Annotated in this window: 11 protein-coding genes; 7 read left to right on the plus strand and 4 right to left on the minus strand. The window is 63.7% G+C overall.

Annotation, left to right across the window (positions count from 1 at the left end):
* Positions 1-862: 862 nt before the first annotated feature.
* The 3 genes from KOR34_RS04115 to KOR34_RS04125 all read left to right on the plus strand — a co-directional run bounded on the left by KOR34_RS04115 (position 863) and on the right by KOR34_RS04125 (position 7,643).
* Positions 863-1,849 (plus strand): DUF1559 domain-containing protein, encoded by a 987-nt coding sequence (locus tag KOR34_RS04115; RefSeq protein ID WP_146562467.1) that lies wholly within the window; start codon positions 863-865, stop codon positions 1,847-1,849.
* Between the two features lie 210 nt (positions 1,850-2,059).
* On the plus strand, positions 2,060-3,778 hold the full coding sequence (locus tag KOR34_RS04120) for a PEP-CTERM sorting domain-containing protein (RefSeq protein ID WP_146562469.1): 1,719 nt from the start codon (positions 2,060-2,062) through the stop codon (positions 3,776-3,778).
* 280 nt (positions 3,779-4,058) lie between these two features.
* A complete protein-coding gene (locus KOR34_RS04125; protein WP_197531125.1) occupies positions 4,059-7,643 on the plus strand; it encodes a CotH kinase family protein in 3,585 nt (1,194 codons plus the stop codon).
* Between the two features lie 7 nt (positions 7,644-7,650).
* Here the strand turns inward: KOR34_RS04125 and KOR34_RS04130 are convergent, their stop codons facing one another.
* From KOR34_RS04130 to KOR34_RS04145, 4 genes are all read right to left on the minus strand, one after another.
* A complete protein-coding gene (locus KOR34_RS04130; RefSeq protein WP_146562473.1) occupies positions 7,651-9,531 on the minus strand; it encodes a cellulase family glycosylhydrolase in 1,881 nt (626 codons plus the stop codon).
* 6 nt (positions 9,532-9,537) lie between these two features.
* Positions 9,538-11,433, minus strand: a complete 1,896-nt coding sequence (locus tag KOR34_RS04135; RefSeq protein ID WP_146562475.1) for a sodium:solute symporter family protein — start codon at positions 11,431-11,433, stop codon at positions 9,538-9,540.
* Positions 11,434-11,492: 59 nt separating this feature from the next.
* Positions 11,493-12,536 carry a glycoside hydrolase family 130 protein gene (locus KOR34_RS04140; RefSeq protein WP_146562476.1) on the minus strand — a complete coding sequence of 348 codons (1,044 nt, stop codon included), beginning with the start codon at positions 12,534-12,536 and terminating at the stop codon, positions 11,493-11,495.
* A 573-nt stretch (positions 12,537-13,109) separates the two neighbouring features.
* A complete protein-coding gene (locus tag KOR34_RS04145; RefSeq protein ID WP_146562478.1) occupies positions 13,110-14,198 on the minus strand; it encodes a substrate-binding domain-containing protein in 1,089 nt (362 codons plus the stop codon).
* A 320-nt stretch (positions 14,199-14,518) separates the two neighbouring features.
* On the opposite strand from KOR34_RS04145, the gene KOR34_RS04150 reads away from it, so the two are divergent.
* From KOR34_RS04150 to KOR34_RS04165, 4 genes are all read left to right on the plus strand, one after another.
* On the plus strand, positions 14,519-15,274 hold the full coding sequence (locus KOR34_RS04150) for a hypothetical protein (RefSeq protein WP_146562480.1): 756 nt from the start codon (positions 14,519-14,521) through the stop codon (positions 15,272-15,274).
* 58 nt (positions 15,275-15,332) lie between these two features.
* Positions 15,333-16,307, plus strand: a complete 975-nt coding sequence (locus KOR34_RS04155) for a PEP-CTERM sorting domain-containing protein (RefSeq protein WP_197531126.1) — start codon at positions 15,333-15,335, stop codon at positions 16,305-16,307.
* A gap of 90 nt (positions 16,308-16,397) precedes the next feature.
* Positions 16,398-17,546: a DUF1559 domain-containing protein gene (locus KOR34_RS04160; protein WP_146562483.1), complete on the plus strand. Its 1,149-nt coding sequence runs from the start codon at positions 16,398-16,400 to the stop codon at positions 17,544-17,546.
* 88 nt (positions 17,547-17,634) lie between these two features.
* Positions 17,635-19,092, plus strand: coding sequence for a hypothetical protein (locus KOR34_RS04165; protein ID WP_197531127.1), 1,458 nt, complete (start codon positions 17,635-17,637; stop codon positions 19,090-19,092).
* Positions 19,093-19,143 lie beyond the last annotated feature (51 nt).

The following is a 19,143-nucleotide window of genomic DNA, read 5'->3' on the forward strand; positions in this document are numbered from 1 at the left end:
AAATGCAGCCCTCGGCGTTCTCGCCTCAGTTGCTGCCGGCGGCGTGCTGTCGGAGCGGAGCGCCCATCGCGTGTACCGAGTGCCGCGACAGACTCCGGCCACAGAGGTTGCGATCACCGCCTGTCTTCCGACCTCGCGAGGCTCCTGGAAAAGCGGTCCGGGATGGCTCTTCTCGTTCCCTGCGCTTGCTGACCCAAGCGGCCTCGGAACGCCGCCAAATAGGTAGTTGCAACGTGGGTCCCACCAAGCTCACCGGATTGCTTGGAGCCCCCTTATTCTAGCCACCCCCTGCTGTCGACAGCGACGCTGAGGCGCGTCCGCCCCGCAGATTGCAACCGATCGAACGGCCACTGCGCTGGATGTCACCGGCCCACCGCCAACTTGCAAAACAATCCGGACTCTCACGCGTTACGGTTGAGTGCAATACGCGACGAGCCGCGCATCGGGTGCAACTTTGGCCGTTAAATGCCGACATCCAACAGGCTGATAGGACCCCTGCAACGCACGGCCTAGCCACATGCAACGTGTGCGTAAACAGACCCCTATATTGCAAGGCGCATTGTTCTTGGCTCCGGAACGCCCCATTACAATGGAGTCATGCGAAACGCGCCATGGCGTCCTCAAAAGGAGGCCACAACGCCCGAGTCGCTACTTTTCGAAAGACACGATCTGATCCCTGCCGTTGCTGCGGCTGTCTGCAAGGCGAACACTGCGATCTTCTGAGGCTACCGGCCTTCATCTGCAGCGTCTCCAGAGCACCGCAGTTCGAAACGGCGCCTAATCACCTCGTTGCGTGCCGAGATCCATGACCCGATTCCCACACCCACGGCCGGGTGTTGCGCCCCGCGCAGTCGCCAACCGAATGGCGTTCACTCTGGTCGAGCTGCTCGTTGTGATCGCCATCATCGGCGTGCTGATCGCGCTCCTGCTGCCTGCCGTGCAATCGGCGCGCGAGGCGGCACGACGGACGCAGTGCGTCAACAACATGAAGCAGATTGGTCTGGCGGTGCACAACTACCACGACGTCAACAAGCACCTGCCGCCGATGCGGATCGACGACCATCAGGCGACTTGGTCAGCGCTGATACTGCCATTTATGGAAGAAGCAGCGGCGGCTGACCTTTGGGACAACGATCGAGGATGTTTCTACGACCAAACCTACGCCGCGCGCACCGCGGTTATTCAGGGCTACTACTGCCCATCAATGGGGCATACCACGGTCATCATTGACGAGATCCCACACGACAGCCAACACGGGCACGATACCCGCGGCGATGGCAGTGGATACGCGGGCTCCATATCAGATTATCGGTCAGTGTCTGGATCCACCTGCCTCATTCAAGTCGCCGGCGGTCCGACGCTCAGCCGCGGCGAGTACAATGGCAGCACCGCGCCACACGTCGATGGAGCGATGCCGCAAGCGAAGAGGCCGGTCAGGTACCGCACCGGCAGCGGCAGCAACGGTCGGCAGGTTGGTTCGTTTAAAGCACAAACGTCGTTTGCCAAGATTATCGATGGCACCAGCAAGACTCTTCTTGCAGGAGAAGTTAGCAAGTCGCTCTCCGAGGGAGTGCAGGTGTTCAACGGCGATTCACTGCCAGGATATCCCATAGGCGAAGCCAAGCCTTTTTGCCAGGAAGGCTGCACAGAGACTGACGGCGAGAGTGGCTTTGGGGGAGGGCACCCGGGAGTTGCGATCTTTGCGATGTGTGACGCGAGCGTTCAGACGATAAGTCGAAGCACTGACCTTAAAGTGATGGACAGAGCCGCCACGCGAGCGGGCGATGATCCCTACGACTTCGATGGCACGGCGCCTACATGCCAAGCGACCATATCCAATCCGTTCTAGAATCACCCACTCATCCAAAGTCTCTGCTGCCTACGCTGCGGCGTTTCCCACCAGCCTGGATGTTCTTGTTGGGATCTCCTACGCATGGCAATGAATCGAGAGAGTTGAGCGACTCTTGCTGCACGCCCTGCTCTACGCTGTCACCCATCTCATAGCAGCGACGCACCGTAAACACGCAACTCTGATTCTTATCTATTAGGGAGATCTCTTATGCTTTGTCGGCTCTCTGTTCTCACCGCGGCATTCGCCGCGCTGGCTGCTCCGGCGTCCGCCGCAGTCAACTTTGTTGGCGTCCCCAGTTCGGCGGCAAGCGGCGACTACAATGCGGACGGCGTCGTGGACGCGGCAGACTACACCGTCTGGAGGGACAACCTCGGCGGTGGCGCCGCGCTGCCGAATGACGGCGGGCTTGGCGCCCCTATCGGCCAAGGCCACTACGACCTTTGGCAATCCAATTACGGCAGCACGGGCGGCGGCGGCAATACGTTTGCCTTCGAGGATCCGGCCAACTGGGACGCCAACGAGTACGATCCCGTCCCGGTCGCGGGACCAGAAACGGAGCCGCCGGGCCCGGACAGCATCTGGTTCGCCGAAGGTAACTCGGAGGACGTGGTGCTTGTTCTCAATGACGAACGAAGCGGCGAGAACGGCACGCTGGCAATGGGCACCTTCGCCTTCGGCGGCGACAACTCTGCGGACGCTAACGCCAACTTCACCCTTGTGCTCAACGCAAGCGTCACCCTCAACTCGCAGGAACGCGACGGCACGACTGGCGAACCGCGGGAGATGGGCGTTCGCCCAATCCGGCTGGGCCGCGAGAACGTCAACCCGCTGGGCACATTAGCGGGCGGAACCACCGAAACCGCTCCCTGGGGGATTCTCCTCCACCAAGCCGGCACACTCAAGTACGCCGACGGCGTAAGCGGAAGCATTGACATGTCGCGCGACAAGCCGAACTCCGCGGGCGCCATCTACGAGATCAGCGGAAACGCGGTGCTCGAGCTGTCTGGTTCGGTTCGCTTTGGTGACCGAGACAACGGCGGATCGCGCACAACGCCCGGCGGCATCTTCCGCGTGCGAGGTTCGAACGCCGCGCTCGATGTCGAGGACTACATCAACGAGAGCCGCCTGGGCCTGTGGGACCACGACAACGACGTGACCACCGACAACCCCAATGGCGTGACAAAGATGAACCTCGGCAAGTTTGTCACCGAGTTCGTGCTAGATGGAAACGGCGCATCTCCGATCTCGGTGCGGGACGAGTTGCGTCTCGGCCGGTCCGAGGTTCTCGACGGAAACACCGAGATCGGGTACGCGTTTCTGAGGTTGAAGCTTTCCGAACCCACCGCCGCGGGCACGGGGGCCGTTGGGTCCGGCGATGAGATTGTCCTCTTCCGGGCCGACCGACTCTCATCTGCGATCGATCTAGGGAATCCAGAGAACGAGATCGAGCAGGGGCGTTTCTTTGACCCGGATCGCGCGGGACTCAACTCCAGCGGCACATCGATGCTACCCCACGCCGGGATGTGGGAAGGCGGGACGGTTCTCGCCGACTACGCCGGCGCCCAGTACGCCTGGACGATCAACTACTTCGACTCCTCCGACGACGGCGAGCTAGTCGACGCGGTGACGCTGAGCAATCTTGTGGTCACCGGAACTCCCGGCGACCTGTCGATGAACGGATCGCTTGGAGCCGAGGACCGTCAGCTGCTTGTCGACGCGATCGCGGCGCCGCCACAGATCGCGATTGCCACGGCTCAGAACCTGTTCGACTTGAACGCCGACGAGGTCGTGGACTCGCTTGACCTCGCCGTCTTCGACACGCACTTCCCGCTGTCGTCGCTGGCGGCCGGGCAGGCTCCCGAACCGACAAGCCTGGCGATCGCCGCCCTCGCGGCCGTGGGCGTCGCCTCGCGGCGTCGTCGGTAGATAGTCGGGCATCGGGCGTTTCTTCCAACGGCGACACACGCGGCGTAACCCCAGGGGCAGCCAGGGGGAGCCGCGTGTGGAGCCGTTTTCTTATGCGCGCAGCATGCGATCCAAGCTTCCAGTTGACTCCTCGGTCGGCTTGAACGGATGCGTCGACTCGGCGGTTCCTCGCAGGTATAATAGTGGGATTCTCGGCGCGTTGATCCGCGCCCGGTGGGCGGCTCGACCGGAACCGGCCGCCCGCTCCCTCCTCCAAAGCGACGCCCACTCGAGCCCCCGTATGCCAAGCCTTCCCTCTCGCGGCGGCAGACGCCGACTGCACCTCCAGCGGTTGGAGCCGCGCTGCGTGCTGGACGCCGCGTCGCTCAGGATCACAGAGGTGATGGCTTCCAACGACGATACCCTGGTCGACTTCCAGGGCGACTCGTCCGACTGGTTGGAGATCTATAACCCGAGCAGCGCCGCCGTCGACCTGGCGGGCATGTACCTGACCGACGACAGCGACGAGCTGACCAAGTGGCGGTTCCCCGCCGGGGTGTCGATCGATCCGGGCGGCTTCCTGCTGGTGTTCGCGTCCGATAAGAACACCGTCACGCCGGGCGGCGAGGTGCACACCAGCTTCAGGCTTTCCGCCGGCGGAGAGTACGTGGGGCTCGTCGGCGCCGATGGTCAGACTGTGGTCGATGCGTACTCGCCTGAGTTCCCGGAACAGTTCGAGGATATCTCCTACGGCCTGGCCATGACGACCACTTCGACCACCCTGGTCGCGGAGGGCGTCACCGCGCGGGCCTGGCGGCCGACCAGCGGCGTCTACGACGCGACCTGGACCGATGTCGGCTTCGACGACTCGGTGTTCGACATCGTCGGCCCGTCGGGATTCGGCTACGAGGAGTCGAGCGGCTTCCCCAACTTCAACGGCCAGTTCAACACGGCCGTCCCGCCCGGCACGACGTCGCTGTACGTGCGGTACGATTTCAACCTTGAGTCGCTTGCCGACATCAGCGGCCTGACGCTCCGCATGAAGTACGACGACGGCTTCGTTGCGTACCTCAATGGCCAACAGATCGAGTCCGTCAACGCCCGCGCCTCCAACGCCTGGAACTCGACCGCCTTCACCGGCCACGACGACTTCGACGCCATTTCGTTCGAGCCGTTTGACGTGTCCGACCATGCGTCGTTGCTCCAGGCGGGCCCCAACGTGCTGGCCATCCACGCGCTGAACTTCTCGTCAAACAGCTCCGACTTCCTGGTCGTTCCAGAGCTCGTGGCGACGCGCGCCTCGATCGTCGAACCGGAGGAGGTCGGGTACTTCGAGAACGCCACCCCCGGCGGCCCGAACGGGGGGACGTTCGCCGGGTTCGCCGACGAGCCGACATTCAGCGTGCCGCACGGCTTCTACGAAGCCCCCCAGAGCGTAGCGATCTCAACGAGCACGGCGGGCGCGGTGATCGTTTTCACGACCGACGGGTCCACGCCCGCCGTCGACGACACCCTGACACCAGTGAACGGACAACTCTACACCGGGCCGATCGCGGTCACCGGGACAACAACCCTCCGCGCCACGGCCTTCAAGCAAGACTTCAAGCCCTCATTTGTCCGGGCGTCGACCTACCTGTTCCTGGATGACGTGATCCAGCAATCGCCATCGGGGCAGACGCCGGCGGGTTGGGCGCCCAGCGGCACGAACGGCCAGGAGCTCAACTATGGGATCGACCCGGACATCCTCTCGCTGTATGGCGAGCGGGCGGTGAAGGACTCGCTGGCGGCGCTGCCGGCCATCTCGCTCACGACCGACCTCGAGAACCTGTTTGACCCGCAAACCGGCATCTACGTCAACGCCCTCAACCGCGGCCGCGAATGGGAGCGGGCCGCGTCGGTCGAGCTGATCCACCCGGACGGCACGGAAGGGTTCTCAACCAACGCCGGGCTGCGGATCCGCGGCGGCTACCACCGCAACGACTTCAACCCGAAGCACGCTTTCCGCCTGTACTTCCGCGACGAGTACGGGGACGGCCTGCTGGACTACCAGCTGTTCGACGAGGCCGACGCCACTCGGTTCGATGTGCTGGACCTCCGCACCGCCCAGAACTACTCGTGGGCCGCATGGGGCAACACGATCAACGGGTTGCAGAACTCTTACCTGCGTGAGGTCTTCGCTCGGGACACCCAGGCCGACATGGGGCAGCCGCACACACGCAGCAACTACTACCACCTGTACGTCGACGGGCAGTACTACGGCGTGTACATGACGCAGGAGCGGATCCAGGAGCACTTCGGCGAGAGCTACTTCGGCGGCGACGAGTCGGACTACGATGTCGTGAAGTCCGATCCGTTCGAGTCCGGCGGGACCGAGATCGCTGACGGCACGGACGTCGCGTGGCGTGAGCTCTTTGAGCTCGCGCAGGACCTCGCCGACAACCCGGGTGGCGACGCAGACAACTTCTGGGCCATGCAGGGCCTGAACCCCGACGGCACGCGGAACGACGAGCTGGAGGTGCTGCTGGATGTCGACAACCTGATCGACTACATGATGATCATCATCTACACCGGCGGGCACGACACAGGCATCTCGGCATTCTTCGGGAACCAGCGTGCCAACAACTGGTTCGGCATCCGCAACCGCGAGGCGGGCGACATGGGGTTCCAGTTCTTCCTGCACGATAACGAGCACTCTCTGGGGGCCGGCGAGTTGGTGGGGGTCGTCCACGGCACGGAGGACATCGACCGCACCGGGCCGTTCTACAGCAACCTGGACGACGAGTTCGAGTTCTTCAACCCGGTCTTCCTGCATCAGGACCTGCTGATCCACCCCGAGTACAAGCAGATGTTCGTCGACCGGGTGTACGAGTTGATGTTCAACGACGGCCCGCTGACCGCATCGGCGAGCATCGCTCGGATGACGGAGCGCGCAGGGCAAGTGGGCCCCGCAATCATCGCCGAGTCCGCCCGCTGGGGCGACTCCAAGCGGGCGACGCCGTACGACAAGGCGGACTGGGACGCCGAAGTCGCCTGGCTGCTCAACTCGTACTTCCCGGGCCGTGGAAACACCGTCCTGCAGCAGCTCCGCGCCGATGGCCTGTACACAAGTTTCTCGACGCCCGCGTTCAGCCAACACGGGGGCGTGGTCCCCAGCGGCTACGAGCTAGGAATCGCGACGCGGGGCGGCACAATCTACTACAGCACCGACGGCCATACCGACCCCCGCGAGATCGGTGGCGGGATTAGCTCTTCGTCTGAAGTGCAACCGTACGCTGGCGCCATCGTGCTGACCGAAGGCACCGAGGTCTGGACGCGCATGCTCACCACCAACGGCGACTGGTCGGCGTTAGTGAAGGCGTCATTCACCATCGGCGCCCTGCCGGGCGACTACGACGCCAGCGGCCTGGTCGATCAGCAGGACTACAGCGTGTGGCGGAGCACCTACGGGTCCACGACCGATCTCCGCGCCGACGGGAACGGCGACGGCCGCGTCGACGCCGCCGACTATACCGTCTGGCGGGACAACCTAGGCACGTCATCAGGGCTGGATGCGGGGCCCTCTGTGAGCGCAGGCATCACCGCGGCCCCGGCTCCGACTGAGGACCCTTCTACAGGCGAGCGAGCAGCCCCCACCGCCGCCGCGTGGCTCTTGGCGCCTGCGGCCACCACCAACAGCGAGGCAGACGCTCCAACGCCGCAGCCTTCCGCACTCTCCCAAAGCGATCTACCGGACGACCCGTTGTTGTTGCTCGCGCTCGACAGGGTGGAGCGTACATCGGTGACGGGGCCAGTCGATTCGACTCTCGTCGAATCCGCTGCGTCAAAGGAAGGCGAGGCGTCCGCATCGCTCGACGAGGGGCTCGACGTCAATCTCGAAGCCCTCTAGGGGCACCCTATCGCTCGGGCGCCGATTTCCCCGGCGGAGGCGCGGAAGCGGACAGGGCAGCCGGACGGCGCCGGATCTCCACCCGTGAGAGCTGCACCGACGCGTCTTGAGCGACGATTCGCAGCCGCGTGACGCCTGCAGGAACACCGTCGCACTCCACTAGCACGGGCGTCCGGTATCCGTAGTCACCCGACGCCTGGCTGCCAACCCGGGACTCGGCAGGGAGTAACTCGAACTCATCGCCGCCCCCAACGGCGCCGAAAAGCGAGGGAATGCGATCCGGGTCCTCGACAAACACCCACAGACGAACCGATGTCACGTCACCTGGCGTGTGGTACTCAACGGCGGCGCCCTCGGGCAGCAAGAGTCGGTGGATGTCTTCCTGGAACTTGCGCGCGTCATCCGACCTGAACGCCGCTCCGCCAGCCACGGAAGCGATCCTTGAGTCATCCGCCAGTTCATCGACAAGTGCAGCGTTGGAGACCGTAACCGGCCCCACAACGTTCGACGGTGACGATGCTCCGTCACCGTTGGTCGCCACGATTCGGTAGTAGTAGTCACCGCCGACCCGCGCGGTATCGTCGTGGAACAACGGACGGTACTGGACCGCCGCGTCGTTCACGTTTGCTGCGATTGTCGCCCACGGCCCATTCCGGCGCGACGCCCGCTGGACGTCGTAGCCGCTAGCGCCGGCGGCGCCCTGCCATGAGATCCGGGCGACGTCATCGATCGGCAGCAGACGCGGCGCACCTGGGATGGGTGAGGCAGGGGGCTGCAGGCCGCGTATCCGGTACGCGGCCTGGCGGATCATCGGCATCACCAGGTGCTCGCGGTATGGCCTGCCAGACGGAAAGCCCGGCCAGTGGAACGCCTTGAACAGGTCGCCCCCCATCGGCTCGTGGTGCCAGTAGAATCCGCCTTCACGGCGGTGGAACCGCAGGCTCCAGAACAAGGCGCCCGCCACCCCTTCCTCGCGCACCACGTCAAGGATGCGTTGAGCCTCGTCGACGCCCAGAAAGCCGAACTCGCCGACGAAGTACGCCTTCTGCCCGGCGGCGTCACGGGCCGCTCTGCTGACGGATCGCGCGTCGTTGTTCCCTTGGTTGGGGTAGTGGTGTGTGGTGACGACGTCGATGTTTCGGTCGGCAAGCGACTCCGGCGTGATGCCGTGCAGCGAGCGCCCATCGATCACCAGGTGGTTTGGGTCCAAGCGTTTGATGGCGGCCGCGGCCCTGCTGGTCCACAACGGCGGCGCGTCTAGCTCGTTGCCGGTCTCCCAACCAAAGATCGTAGGATCATCACGATAAAGCTCACCGGTGACCGTGTTTCGGCGGCCAATGATATACCCTGCCGTGGTGAGGTAGTCGGCGAAGAGCTGGTCGTCGGTCCAGAATTCCTCCGCATCCTTGCCACGGAACGCGGCGTACTGCTCGACACCGCCGTGCCAACGCCAATTGTCCACCAGTGGGACAATCACTCTGACGCCCTTCTCTCGCGCGATAGCCAGCATCTGGTCCAAGACCTTGAACGCCTGTTCGTTAAACCGGCCGGGGCCGAGCACATGCACTTGATCGCCCATGTCGCTGCCGTCGCGTTTGACGGAGATCACGTACGGCCGCGCAACCGTCCCGCCCATCTGCCTGACAGATTCCAGCGCGTCGCGGAGCTCGTACTCGTTTGGCCACCGCCAAGGCGAGTTGCCAAGGAAGCTGAACGCGTCTTCGATCACCAGCAGATTGGGAACATTCCACGAGACAAAACGGAACTCGGCGCCCTCGACGTACAGCTTGCCCCCGCGGTGAACAACAAACCCATCCCCCACGCCCGCCACGCACGTTGGCGCGAGCAGCGATGCGTAGGTCAGAATGGCGATGAGCTTCAATCGCATGAGTAGTCAGTTGGCGCCTGGCGCTGAACCCGCAAGCGGGTCGCCCGCCGGCGCGTCCTCGGGGTAGTCCTCGATATGATCGTACCAATTTACCTTAAGGAAGAGGCTCGTGGCCAACACCACAGTGACCGAGCACCCCAAGGCCTGAAGGTCTTTGAGAACCAAGTAGATGCCCGTCACGGTTAACGCGGTCTGCCACACAATCCCGACAGCCACGTTGACTGCGTCTCGACAGAAATCGCGGTTGGCGGCCAGTCCGGGGTGCGAGGCCTGCAGCTCACGCCGGATCGGCCCCCACGCACCCCACGGGCGCACCCGCAGGTAGAACTGGCGGAGCACCTTCCTGTCATCGGGAGGAGTCAGCAGACTGCCGGCGACACACCCCACGAGCGAGCAGGCCAAGATCACCGGGAACAGGTAGATCGTCGCGATCGGCTGGACGGAGTTTGTGCGGGCGAGCCACGCGGCCGCCTCCGGCGTCACACCCGCCGCAAGAATCCCCGCCGCCATGCCCCAGAAGTATCCGTAGCTATTGAAGCGCCACCAGTGCCACTTGAGCACATTAGCGGCCGTGTACCCGCCGTACAACGCCGCCACAAGCCACTGCACTACGCCGTTGAGGTCCTCGGCCAGGAATCCGAATGCCGTTCCAATCAGCACGACCACGACCGAAGTGGCGTAGCTCATCCGCACGTAGGTCTTCTGCTCGGCGTCGGGGTTGAAGTAGCGTTTGTAGACGTCGTTGATGATGTAGGCCGGGGCCGCGTTGACAGTAGCCGCGTAGGTTGACATGAAGGCCGCCAACAGCGCGGAGAACAACAGCCCGAAGAGCCCCGCCGGGATTGCGTTCTTCATCGCCATCGGCAGCACCAGTTCGAAGTCGACATCGGACCCCATGGCCCGGAGTTCGCCTGCGAAGAACGCCAACGCCAGCACAGTTAGGCCCGTGATCAGCATGTAGCGGGGGATAAGCAGCACCAGGCTAACTAAGCCGCTCATCAGCGCCGCCTCACGGGGCGTCCGGGCGGAGAGTACCCGCTGCATGTCGTAATTGGGCGCTGGGCCCGCCATGCTGCCGAGGACTCCCTTAAAGAGCATCATCATGAAGAAGGCGCCGAACAAGCTCCAACCGTCGTCGGTGATCTTCTGATTGGCCGACTCCATCAGGCCGCCCCAGTCCAGGTCCAGCCGCCACCCAAACCAGACGCTGCCCCATCCATCTGGGACCGCGGCGTGCAGCGTGTCGGGCGAGACGCGCCACATCGCAATCACGCCAACCCAGATGCACGCGATGGTCATCACGACAAACTGTAGCACCTCCGTGAACACGACGCTGAACATCCCGCCTTTCACGACGTAGAGCGTCGTAAGAGCGGTGATCACCAACCCGTACAGGTTGGCGTTGGTCGTGGGGTCAGACGCCAGAGTCCACGGCAGGAACGTCGCGGCGAACTTGCCGATGCCGATGAACCCGTAGGCCAAGAAGCCGACCACGTTGATCATCGCAAAGCCGACCACCACCAGGTGCGCTAGCTGCGGCCCGCGGCCCTCGCCAAACCGGAACCGGATCCACTCGGCGCCGGTCATCACCCCCGACCGCCTGAGCCAGATCGAGAGGTAGACCATCATGAACACCTGGTTGAAGACCGGCCACAACCAGGGGATCCAAGCGCTCTTCAGCCCGTAGACAAACAGCAGGTACACAATCCACATGGTGCCGCTGATGTCAAACATTCCCGACGCGTTCGACAGGCCTAGCATGTACCAGGGGATCTGGTTGCCGCCGAGGAAGTAACTCCCCAGGCTGTTGGCCGCGCGTTTGGAGATCCAGAAACCAATGCCGATGGTTACCGCCAAGTAGGCGAAGAGGATCGCGAGATCGATCGCGTGAAACCCGCCCATAACGCTCCCAGACCAATCGATGCGCTGCGCAACCGGCGCAGCCGCGTGGCCGCCCGGCGCTAGAAGACCGTCGAATTGGCCTTCGTGAACTCGACAAGCTCGCTCACGTTGCAGTACGCAACGCACGTGCAAGTGTCGGCCGCGCCGTAGTACACGGCCAGTTTACCCGATGTTGGCTCGTGGAGCGCCGCGCACGGGAACACGACGTTCGGCACGTGCCCGGTCGTTTCGTAAGGCGCCTCCGGCGTGAGCAGGTGACGGTTCGTGCGGTAGAGCACCTTGGACGGGTCGTCGATCGCGAGGATCGCGGCGCCCATGCTGTAGACAAATCCGTTGCATGTGTCGATCACGCCGTGGTAGATCATCAACCAGCCGTCGGGCGTCTCGATCGGGATGGGGCCCGCGCCAATCTTGGTGCGCTGCCACCACTGCCCGACCTGGTCGCCACCGCGCCGCATCACAAGACGGTGCATGCCCCAGTGCACCATGTCGGGGCTCTCGCTCACGTAGATGTCCCCGAAGGGCGTGTGCCCGTCGTCGCTGGGGCGGCTGAGCATGACAAACTTGTCGTTGATACGACGCGGGAACAGCACGCCATTGCGGTTGAACGGCAGGAACGCGTTGGGCAACCGCTCGAACGCCCGGAAGTCCTTGGTCCGCGCTAGACTGATAGTCGGCCCGTTGTCGCCACCGCACCAGGAAACATAGAACCAGTCCTCTATCCGCACGACTCGGGGGTCGTAGGCGTAGTGGCTAGGGTCGGGGCGGTAGTTGGAAAACTCGATGGGACGCGCCTCAATCTGCCACTCGAGGCCGTCCTCACTCCACCCGGCGTGAAGCAGTGGGAACCTGGACGGGCCTTCAGTCCGGAACACGCCCGCGTAGCCGTCCCCAAACCTCACCACCGCGCTGTTGTAGATGCCGTGGACGTCAGGGAGCGGGTTCCGCGGGATAATTGGGTTCCCGCTGTGCCGCCACACAACCGCCTTGTCGCCGGCCGGACGCTCTTGCCAGGGGAACGCGTCTGGGACAACGCCCCCGCGGTCGGCCGTCGCCCCCCGCGCGATCTGTGAATCCGATGAGTTTGCGTCCACAGGGTTCATCAACCCGCTCCGAGCCTAAGACCAGAAAGCGATGCGAGTGGCGTCCACCGCGCCGCAACCAATGGCGGTTGCGTTTCCTTAACGCAGTCGGATGAGGGCGAAGCCCAGGCAGCCGGCTCCCACCTTACGGGGCAGCCTAACCGCTGCCGACGGTTAGTTCAAGTACTTGAACGCTGTTTGTGGACGATTGAACCGCCTGCATTCCGAGGGGCACCCCGCACGCCCCCAACTACTGCGGGGTTTAGACCGAGAGAGCTGGTCGGCGGCATCAAACGCGCTGGGGCGTAGAGCAGGGGTGTTTGGAACGCAACCTGGCTGGGTTGGCGGCTGGCTGCACTGGCTACTCGGGCTGGCTGGTGGTGTCTCACATCCGGCCCGTGGCGACCAATGCGGTGAGCGGCCCGGCAGCAGGGCCAGCTCCTGCTCGAATCCGGACGGCATGGTGTAGCCGCCGCTTTCCCGCTTTGCCGCTTCTGGATCGTTGTTGAGTGCGGCATGCTCGCCAGACCGATCGCCGCATTCAAATTCTGCGACTCCGCCAGCAACGTAGGCACCTCGGTGGGCCCAGGCTGTCTAGCGTTTGGCGGCTGCAGCACCCCGAGACCGCTTCGGCGGGGTTGCAGACGACTCGCCGCGGAACAGAGCGGAGTCGGCAGGTTCCAGTAGCCTGGAGCCGAGCCACGGTTCATCGCTAGCGAACCAGTCGAAGCACTTGGCGAGCACCGTAGTCAGATCGGGAGTGTTTAGACCGGTAATCGACGGGCAGAAGAACTCGGCTGGCGGCTCTAGGTTCACAGCCGCGATCGAGACATCGGGGCCAACTTGTACGCCGCGTTCGTAGCAGGCGCGGATCGCGCCGATCGCGGCGGGACACGTGGTGGCGACGAACGCGGTGGCATCGGCCTCATCTCGGTCGAGCAGTTCGGCCATCATCCGGTACGCAACAATTGTTGGGTCGGTATAGTTCGGCGCTGGATCATCGTGCAGTTGCCCCGCAATGCCGTGGTCCTCCCGCCACTGGCGCCAGATGTCGATACGGCGGTCGATCTCGACGTTGCGGTTCTGGGTATTCAGGCAATCGACCCGCCGATGCCCCAGTCGACGCAGGTGTTCCATTACCGCTAGGACACAACTGTCGGAGAAGAGCCGCACAGATGGGATCCCGTGGTCGGCGAAGTCGCCGTCCAGCACGACGACCTTGTGATTCTTGAAGTGCTCCATCAACCGCGACGGGATCGGCGGACCGTGTGGAATGACCACCGTGCCCTTAGCCTGGGCGACGCTCTCAAACAGGGCCTGCTCGTCCCAGTGGACAAACTGCGCGGGGCGGAGATTCTGGCCGCGACGATCCGCAAACTCGGAGACAACGCCCCGCAGCTGCGTTAGGTAGCTTGATGGGTACGCAGGGTACAGAAGCACCACTTCAGCCGGCTTAGTGCGTTTGGAGTAGCTGGGGTGCACGTCGAGCGAACCAGACGGCGCACGGATCAGGACTTCCTCGTCAAGCAGCTGACGCACGGCGCGGCGGGCGGTCATGTAGCTGACGCCAGTTTCTTCGGCCAGGCGGCGCTCACCGGGGATGCTGTCGACTAAATAGTCCCCCTCGGAGATACGCCGCTTGATGACCGACATCACCTCGTTGTACTTGGCTGGCGCCGCCATCGGTGTGACCCCTGAACGCTGGGCTGTTTGCCCAGCTGACCAGACTCTTGCTCAACTAAGAAAAAGGTTTGACACAGCCTCTACCGCACTATAGCATGACCGCTATACATTGCCAGTCGGACGCCCGAAAGTCGACCGGTCAACCTGTGCTTATCTCCTGACTCTTCCTGCAATCCGTGGCGCGTTGGTGAGACGCGTCGTGTCGTGCAAAGACACATCGCCACTTGCGCGTTGGCGGCTATTGCTGCCTCGGCTAGGCCGACTCCAATTCCATAAGACCACTACTGCGTACCTACACTTTTCACCTCTGGGGATGACTCATGACTCGCAGAGTACCTTCGCGGCGTGTGCTGGCCGCTGCGGCAGCAGTAACCCTTCTGACCTTGGCCTCGGGGACGACGCAGGCCGAGTCGTGGCTGATTGACCTTGGGAATGACTCCTCATTCCGCGGCGCCTCGACGCCCAGCCCGGACAGCAACGGCAACCACTGGACGAGCGTCTGGTCAGGCGCGTTCTACCAGGACATCCCCAACAGCGACGGCGTGTCGACCGCCGTTGATTTTGGCTTCACAACGCCGGGCGGCACCGACTCCTACAACGGCCCGGCAGGACCCACTGACGGCGGACAGCCGCCTGCGAACTCCGTCTACGACGTGTCCGCGTTGGGCGACCTGGGCGTTGACGAGGCCGTTTACGACTTCTACACCAACTCGACCTTCCAGATCCAGAATCTGAGTGTCGGTGGGAGCTACAACCTCTCGTTCTTCGGTTCACACAAGTACAACGGCAACAACACCACGCGGTACACGGTCTATACCGACGCAACATTTTCCACTCCGATCGCCTCGGCAGACCTGCTTGTAGGCGTGGACGACATGCACAACCAGGACATGGTTGCGACGATCAGCGGCGTCTCGCCGGCTGCCGACGGCATCCTGTATGTCGGATTCGGCGGAGCGGGTGGGGGCGAAGGCTACTTGAACGCGCTGCAACTGACGGCTGTCCCCGAGCCAACTTCGCTAGCGGCGTTGGCGTGCCTGGTCGCGCCGGCCTGGTCGCGTCGCCGAGCCCGCTGAGCATTGATCCACCTACGCCCAGAGCAAGCAGACGATGACGATGTGGAAACCGATAGAAATGAAGCGTTGGCTCTGCCGCGCGGCGGCGTTGCTGGTGCTGGCCGCGCCGCCCGCAGCGGGGGCCCAGAAACTGCTGCTAGACTTCGGCGCCGACACAACCTTCCGTGGGCTGAGTGTCGCCAGCCCCGACAACAACGGCAACTACTGGACAAGCATCGCAACCGGGGTGTTTCTTGAGGACCTGGTGGATGTGTCCAACACGCCGACCAGCATCGACTTTGGGTTCAGCACACCCGTTGCAACGGATAGCTACAACGGGCCGGCCGGTCCGACCACGGCGGGGCAGCAGGCGTTCGATGTGTTCCTAACTGACATCGACGCCGCGGCGTTGGGTGACCTCGGCGGGTCGCTGGCGGCCGCATTCGACTTTGTCGCCGGGCCGGGTTTAGACCCTAACAACGTCCGTTTTGAGCTCCAGGGTCTGAACCCTGCGAAGCGGTACGAGCTGACGTTCTTCGGCTCACACAAGTACAGCACGGACGCGACCACGGTCTACTCGGTCTACACCGACAACAGCTACTCGACTCTGGTGGACTCGGCGACGCTTGACGTACAGGACGCCCTGGACCCATCCCTTCACAACCGCGACACCGTCGCCGTGCTGTCCGGCCTGGCGCCCCAGCAAGACGACATCCTGTACGTCGACTTCATCGGAGCGCAGGGCTCGCTAGGCTACCTTAACGCGTTGATGATCGAAGCGTCGGACGCGCCTTCTATGCCGGGCGATTTTAACGGCGACCAGCGAGTCGACGCCGCAGACTACACCGTGTGGAGGGACAACCTGGAAGGCGACGAGTCCGCCCTCGGAGGCGGAGGTGACGGGAGCGGCACTGTCGACTCCGGTGACTACGACCTGTGGGTGTCGAACTACGGCGCCCTAACGGCCGCGGCAGGCTCTTCCGCACCTGAACCCGCCGCGACAATTCTGTTGGCACTAGCCCTGGCCGGAGGGGCCTCCCGCCGACGGCGGTAAACGCCCAGCCGCCACGGGAGGGGCAGCCCGCGGCCGCGGAGTTCAATTGGCAAACGCGACGCAAAACAACAGCCCGACGGAGGGACCGACATGCTCAGCCGAACTAGCCTACAGCGTGCCTTCACGCTGGTTGAACTGCTGGTAGTCATCGCGATCATAGGCGTTCTTGTCGCGTTGCTCCTGCCTGCGGTGCAGTCCGCACGCGAGGCGGCCCGCCGGACGCAGTGCCGCAGCAACCTCAAGAACATCGGGCTCGCGCTGCAGAATCACCACGACACCTTCGGGTACTTTCCCAGTGGTGGATGGGGCTACTTGTGGATGCCCGAGCCAGATGCCGGAGCGGGCAAGACGCAGCCGGGGAGCTGGTTGTACAGCATCCTCGCGTTCATGGAGGAGGGGACGTTACGCGACATCGGCGCCGGCACCGCCCCCAACTCGCCCGCCCGTGACGACGCGATGCGGCAGCTGCTCGTGCGGCAAATCTCGATCATGAACTGCCCGAGCCGCCGCCAGGCGGAGCCGTACCCGCTTGTGAACAACGGCTCCAACGTCAACAGCGGCTACCGGAACACCGGCGCCGACTTCGCACAGAACCCGGGCGTTGCGTTCCGCAGCGACTATGCCGGCTGCCGCGGCGGCGGCACGCAGCAGGCTTGGGACGCGGCCAACAGCTCTGGCGACCCCGTGGAGGTGCGGCGGTTTCTAATGCTCGATGGCCCAGGACCCTCCACGTTCGCCGAGGCGGAAAAGTGGGACCGAAAGCTCCCAGGCTTGGGCGTGGACAACTGGTTCGCACGGTTGGGGTCCGGGAGTAACGGCATGATCCTGCCTCGCATCCCTATCCCAATGAGAAAGATCACCGACGGAACCTCGCACACCTACATCGTTGGCGAGCGGATGCGAGAATCCGACCTGTACTCGACAGGCACCTCGTTGTTCGACGACCAGGGCGCTTACAACGGGTTCGACCGCGACAATATCGTGTCGGCCTGGGTGCCGCCGCTCGCCGACCCGACCTCTGCCCAGTACCAGGCGTGGATGGACAGCGTGGGCGACAACGCCTACTACCCAGCCACCGCCAGCGAGCGGACTCTCCAGTTCAACTTCGGCGCAGCCCACGCATCCGTCTTCCAGGTGGTGTATTGCGACGGTTCCGTGCACGGCGTCAACTACGACGTCGACCTCGAGGTTCACCGCGCTCGCGGCAGCCGCAACCTAGCAGATAACGCGGCGGAATAACCATCGCCCTGATGGGGCGGCTATAATGTGGAGACCGCTCCGACTCGACGCGGCACATTCGACCACGCGCCGCGTTAGGACACCAGCGATGCGACTCCCCCACCTAATCACGGCAATCGTGTTCTGCTCGTCGATGCAAGGCGGGCTGGCCTGTGCATCTGACGTGGTGAAGTCAAACCCGCAGAAGGTGTACATGCACTACATGCCGTGGTACGAAACTCCTGACACACTGGGGTCCGGGCAATGGGGCTGGCACTGGCGGATGAATACGCAGAACCCCAACATCATGGACGGAGACGGCCGGCGTCAGATTGCGTCTCACTTCTACCCCATGATCGGCCCGTACGCATCGAGCGACCCCGACGTCATCGAGTACCACCTGCTGCTCATGAAGTTCTCCGGCGTGGACGGGGTCATGATTGATTGGTACGGCGTCCAGGGAACCAACGGCGACATCACCAACCTGCTAGCCAACAGCAACGCCCTGGTGGACCGCATCGGCGACTTCGGACTCGATTTCTCCGTCGTGCTCGAAGACCGCTTTTCTGCAAACATTGGCCAGGCTGAGGCGAATGTAGCCTACTTACGCGACAACTACTTCCCACGATCTGAGTACGTCCGGGTAGGCGACGGCGACGACCCGCTGCTGGCGGTGTTCGGCCCCATCACCTTCCAGCAGGAGACCCAGTGGACGCAAATCCTGAGCCAGGGCAATGAGCCGATCGCATTCCTCCCATTGTGGTACGAGTCCGCCGACGCCGGCGCGAATGCCCGCGGAGAGTACGCGTGGATCTACGAGGACGAGTCGCAAGACAATCACCTAGACCACCAGGAAAGCTTCTACCGGTACCGCGCGGGCGGCCTCGAGATGGCCGGAGGCGTGGCCTACCCGGGGTTTGTCGATTTCTATGCAGAAGGCGGCGCCGGCTCGCCGGTTCCGTTTGAGATCCCACACCACGATGGGCAGACCCTCGACGAGGTGCTCGACCAGGCGGCGTTGTTCTCTAGCCGTGTGGACTTCCTGCAGCTCGCCACCTTCAACGACTTCGGCGAGGGCACCATGTTCGAGCCGACCCTTGAGACCGGCTTCGACTACCTTCTTCGGGTTCAGGAGCATACCGGTGTATCCTATGGCCAAGCGGAACTGGAGCTGGTCTACCGGCTCTATGTCGCGCGACGCGAGTATGCGAACAGCGCGGAGATAGTTGCCTCCCTGGACCAGGTATCGGCGCACCTGGCCGCCTTGGAGGTCCAGGAGGCTGAAACGCTGCTGAATGCGGCGGCGCCTGCCACTGACTACAATCGAGATGGTCAGGTCAACGAGGAAGACTACCTGGTGTGGGCGAGCGCGTTCGGCTCGTCTGCCATCCTGGCGGGCAGCGGCGCCGACGGGAACTACGATGGTATAGTCGACGCGGCCGACTACACCTTGTGGCGCGACGCCGCCACTCAAGTCGGCGCGTTGGCGGCGACGCCAGAACCGTCCGCCGTGCTGCTGAGCACGTTCCTCGCGATGGCGTTCGCCCCTCACCGCCGGCGAAGCTGAGCCGCCGAAGAAGGGCCAGCGCCTGGCGGGCGGATTTCGAGACTGCTAACC

It is taken from the genome of Posidoniimonas corsicana (genome assembly GCF_007859765.1).
Lineage (GTDB): Bacteria > Planctomycetota > Planctomycetia > Pirellulales > Lacipirellulaceae > Posidoniimonas > Posidoniimonas corsicana.

Bases quoted from the DNA above. Each gene is read 5' to 3' on its own strand.
- KOR34_RS04115 (WP_146562467.1), top strand. From the start codon at position 863: ATGGCGTTCACTCTGGTCGAGCTGCTCGTTGTGATCGCCATCATCGGC.
- KOR34_RS04120 (WP_146562469.1), top strand. From the start codon at position 2,060: ATGCTTTGTCGGCTCTCTGTTCTCACCGCGGCATTCGCCGCGCTGGCT.
- KOR34_RS04125 (WP_197531125.1), top strand. From the start codon at position 4,059: ATGCCAAGCCTTCCCTCTCGCGGCGGCAGACGCCGACTGCACCTCCAG.
- KOR34_RS04130 (WP_146562473.1), bottom strand. From the start codon at position 9,531: ATGCGATTGAAGCTCATCGCCATTCTGACCTACGCATCGCTGCTCGCG.
- KOR34_RS04135 (WP_146562475.1), bottom strand. From the start codon at position 11,433: ATGGGCGGGTTTCACGCGATCGATCTCGCGATCCTCTTCGCCTACTTG.
- KOR34_RS04140 (WP_146562476.1), bottom strand. From the start codon at position 12,536: ATGAACCCTGTGGACGCAAACTCATCGGATTCACAGATCGCGCGGGGG.
- KOR34_RS04145 (WP_146562478.1), bottom strand. From the start codon at position 14,198: ATGGCGGCGCCAGCCAAGTACAACGAGGTGATGTCGGTCATCAAGCGG.
- KOR34_RS04150 (WP_146562480.1), top strand. From the start codon at position 14,519: ATGACTCGCAGAGTACCTTCGCGGCGTGTGCTGGCCGCTGCGGCAGCA.
- KOR34_RS04155 (WP_197531126.1), top strand. From the start codon at position 15,333: ATGAAGCGTTGGCTCTGCCGCGCGGCGGCGTTGCTGGTGCTGGCCGCG.
- KOR34_RS04160 (WP_146562483.1), top strand. From the start codon at position 16,398: ATGCTCAGCCGAACTAGCCTACAGCGTGCCTTCACGCTGGTTGAACTG.
- KOR34_RS04165 (WP_197531127.1), top strand. From the start codon at position 17,635: ATGCGACTCCCCCACCTAATCACGGCAATCGTGTTCTGCTCGTCGATG.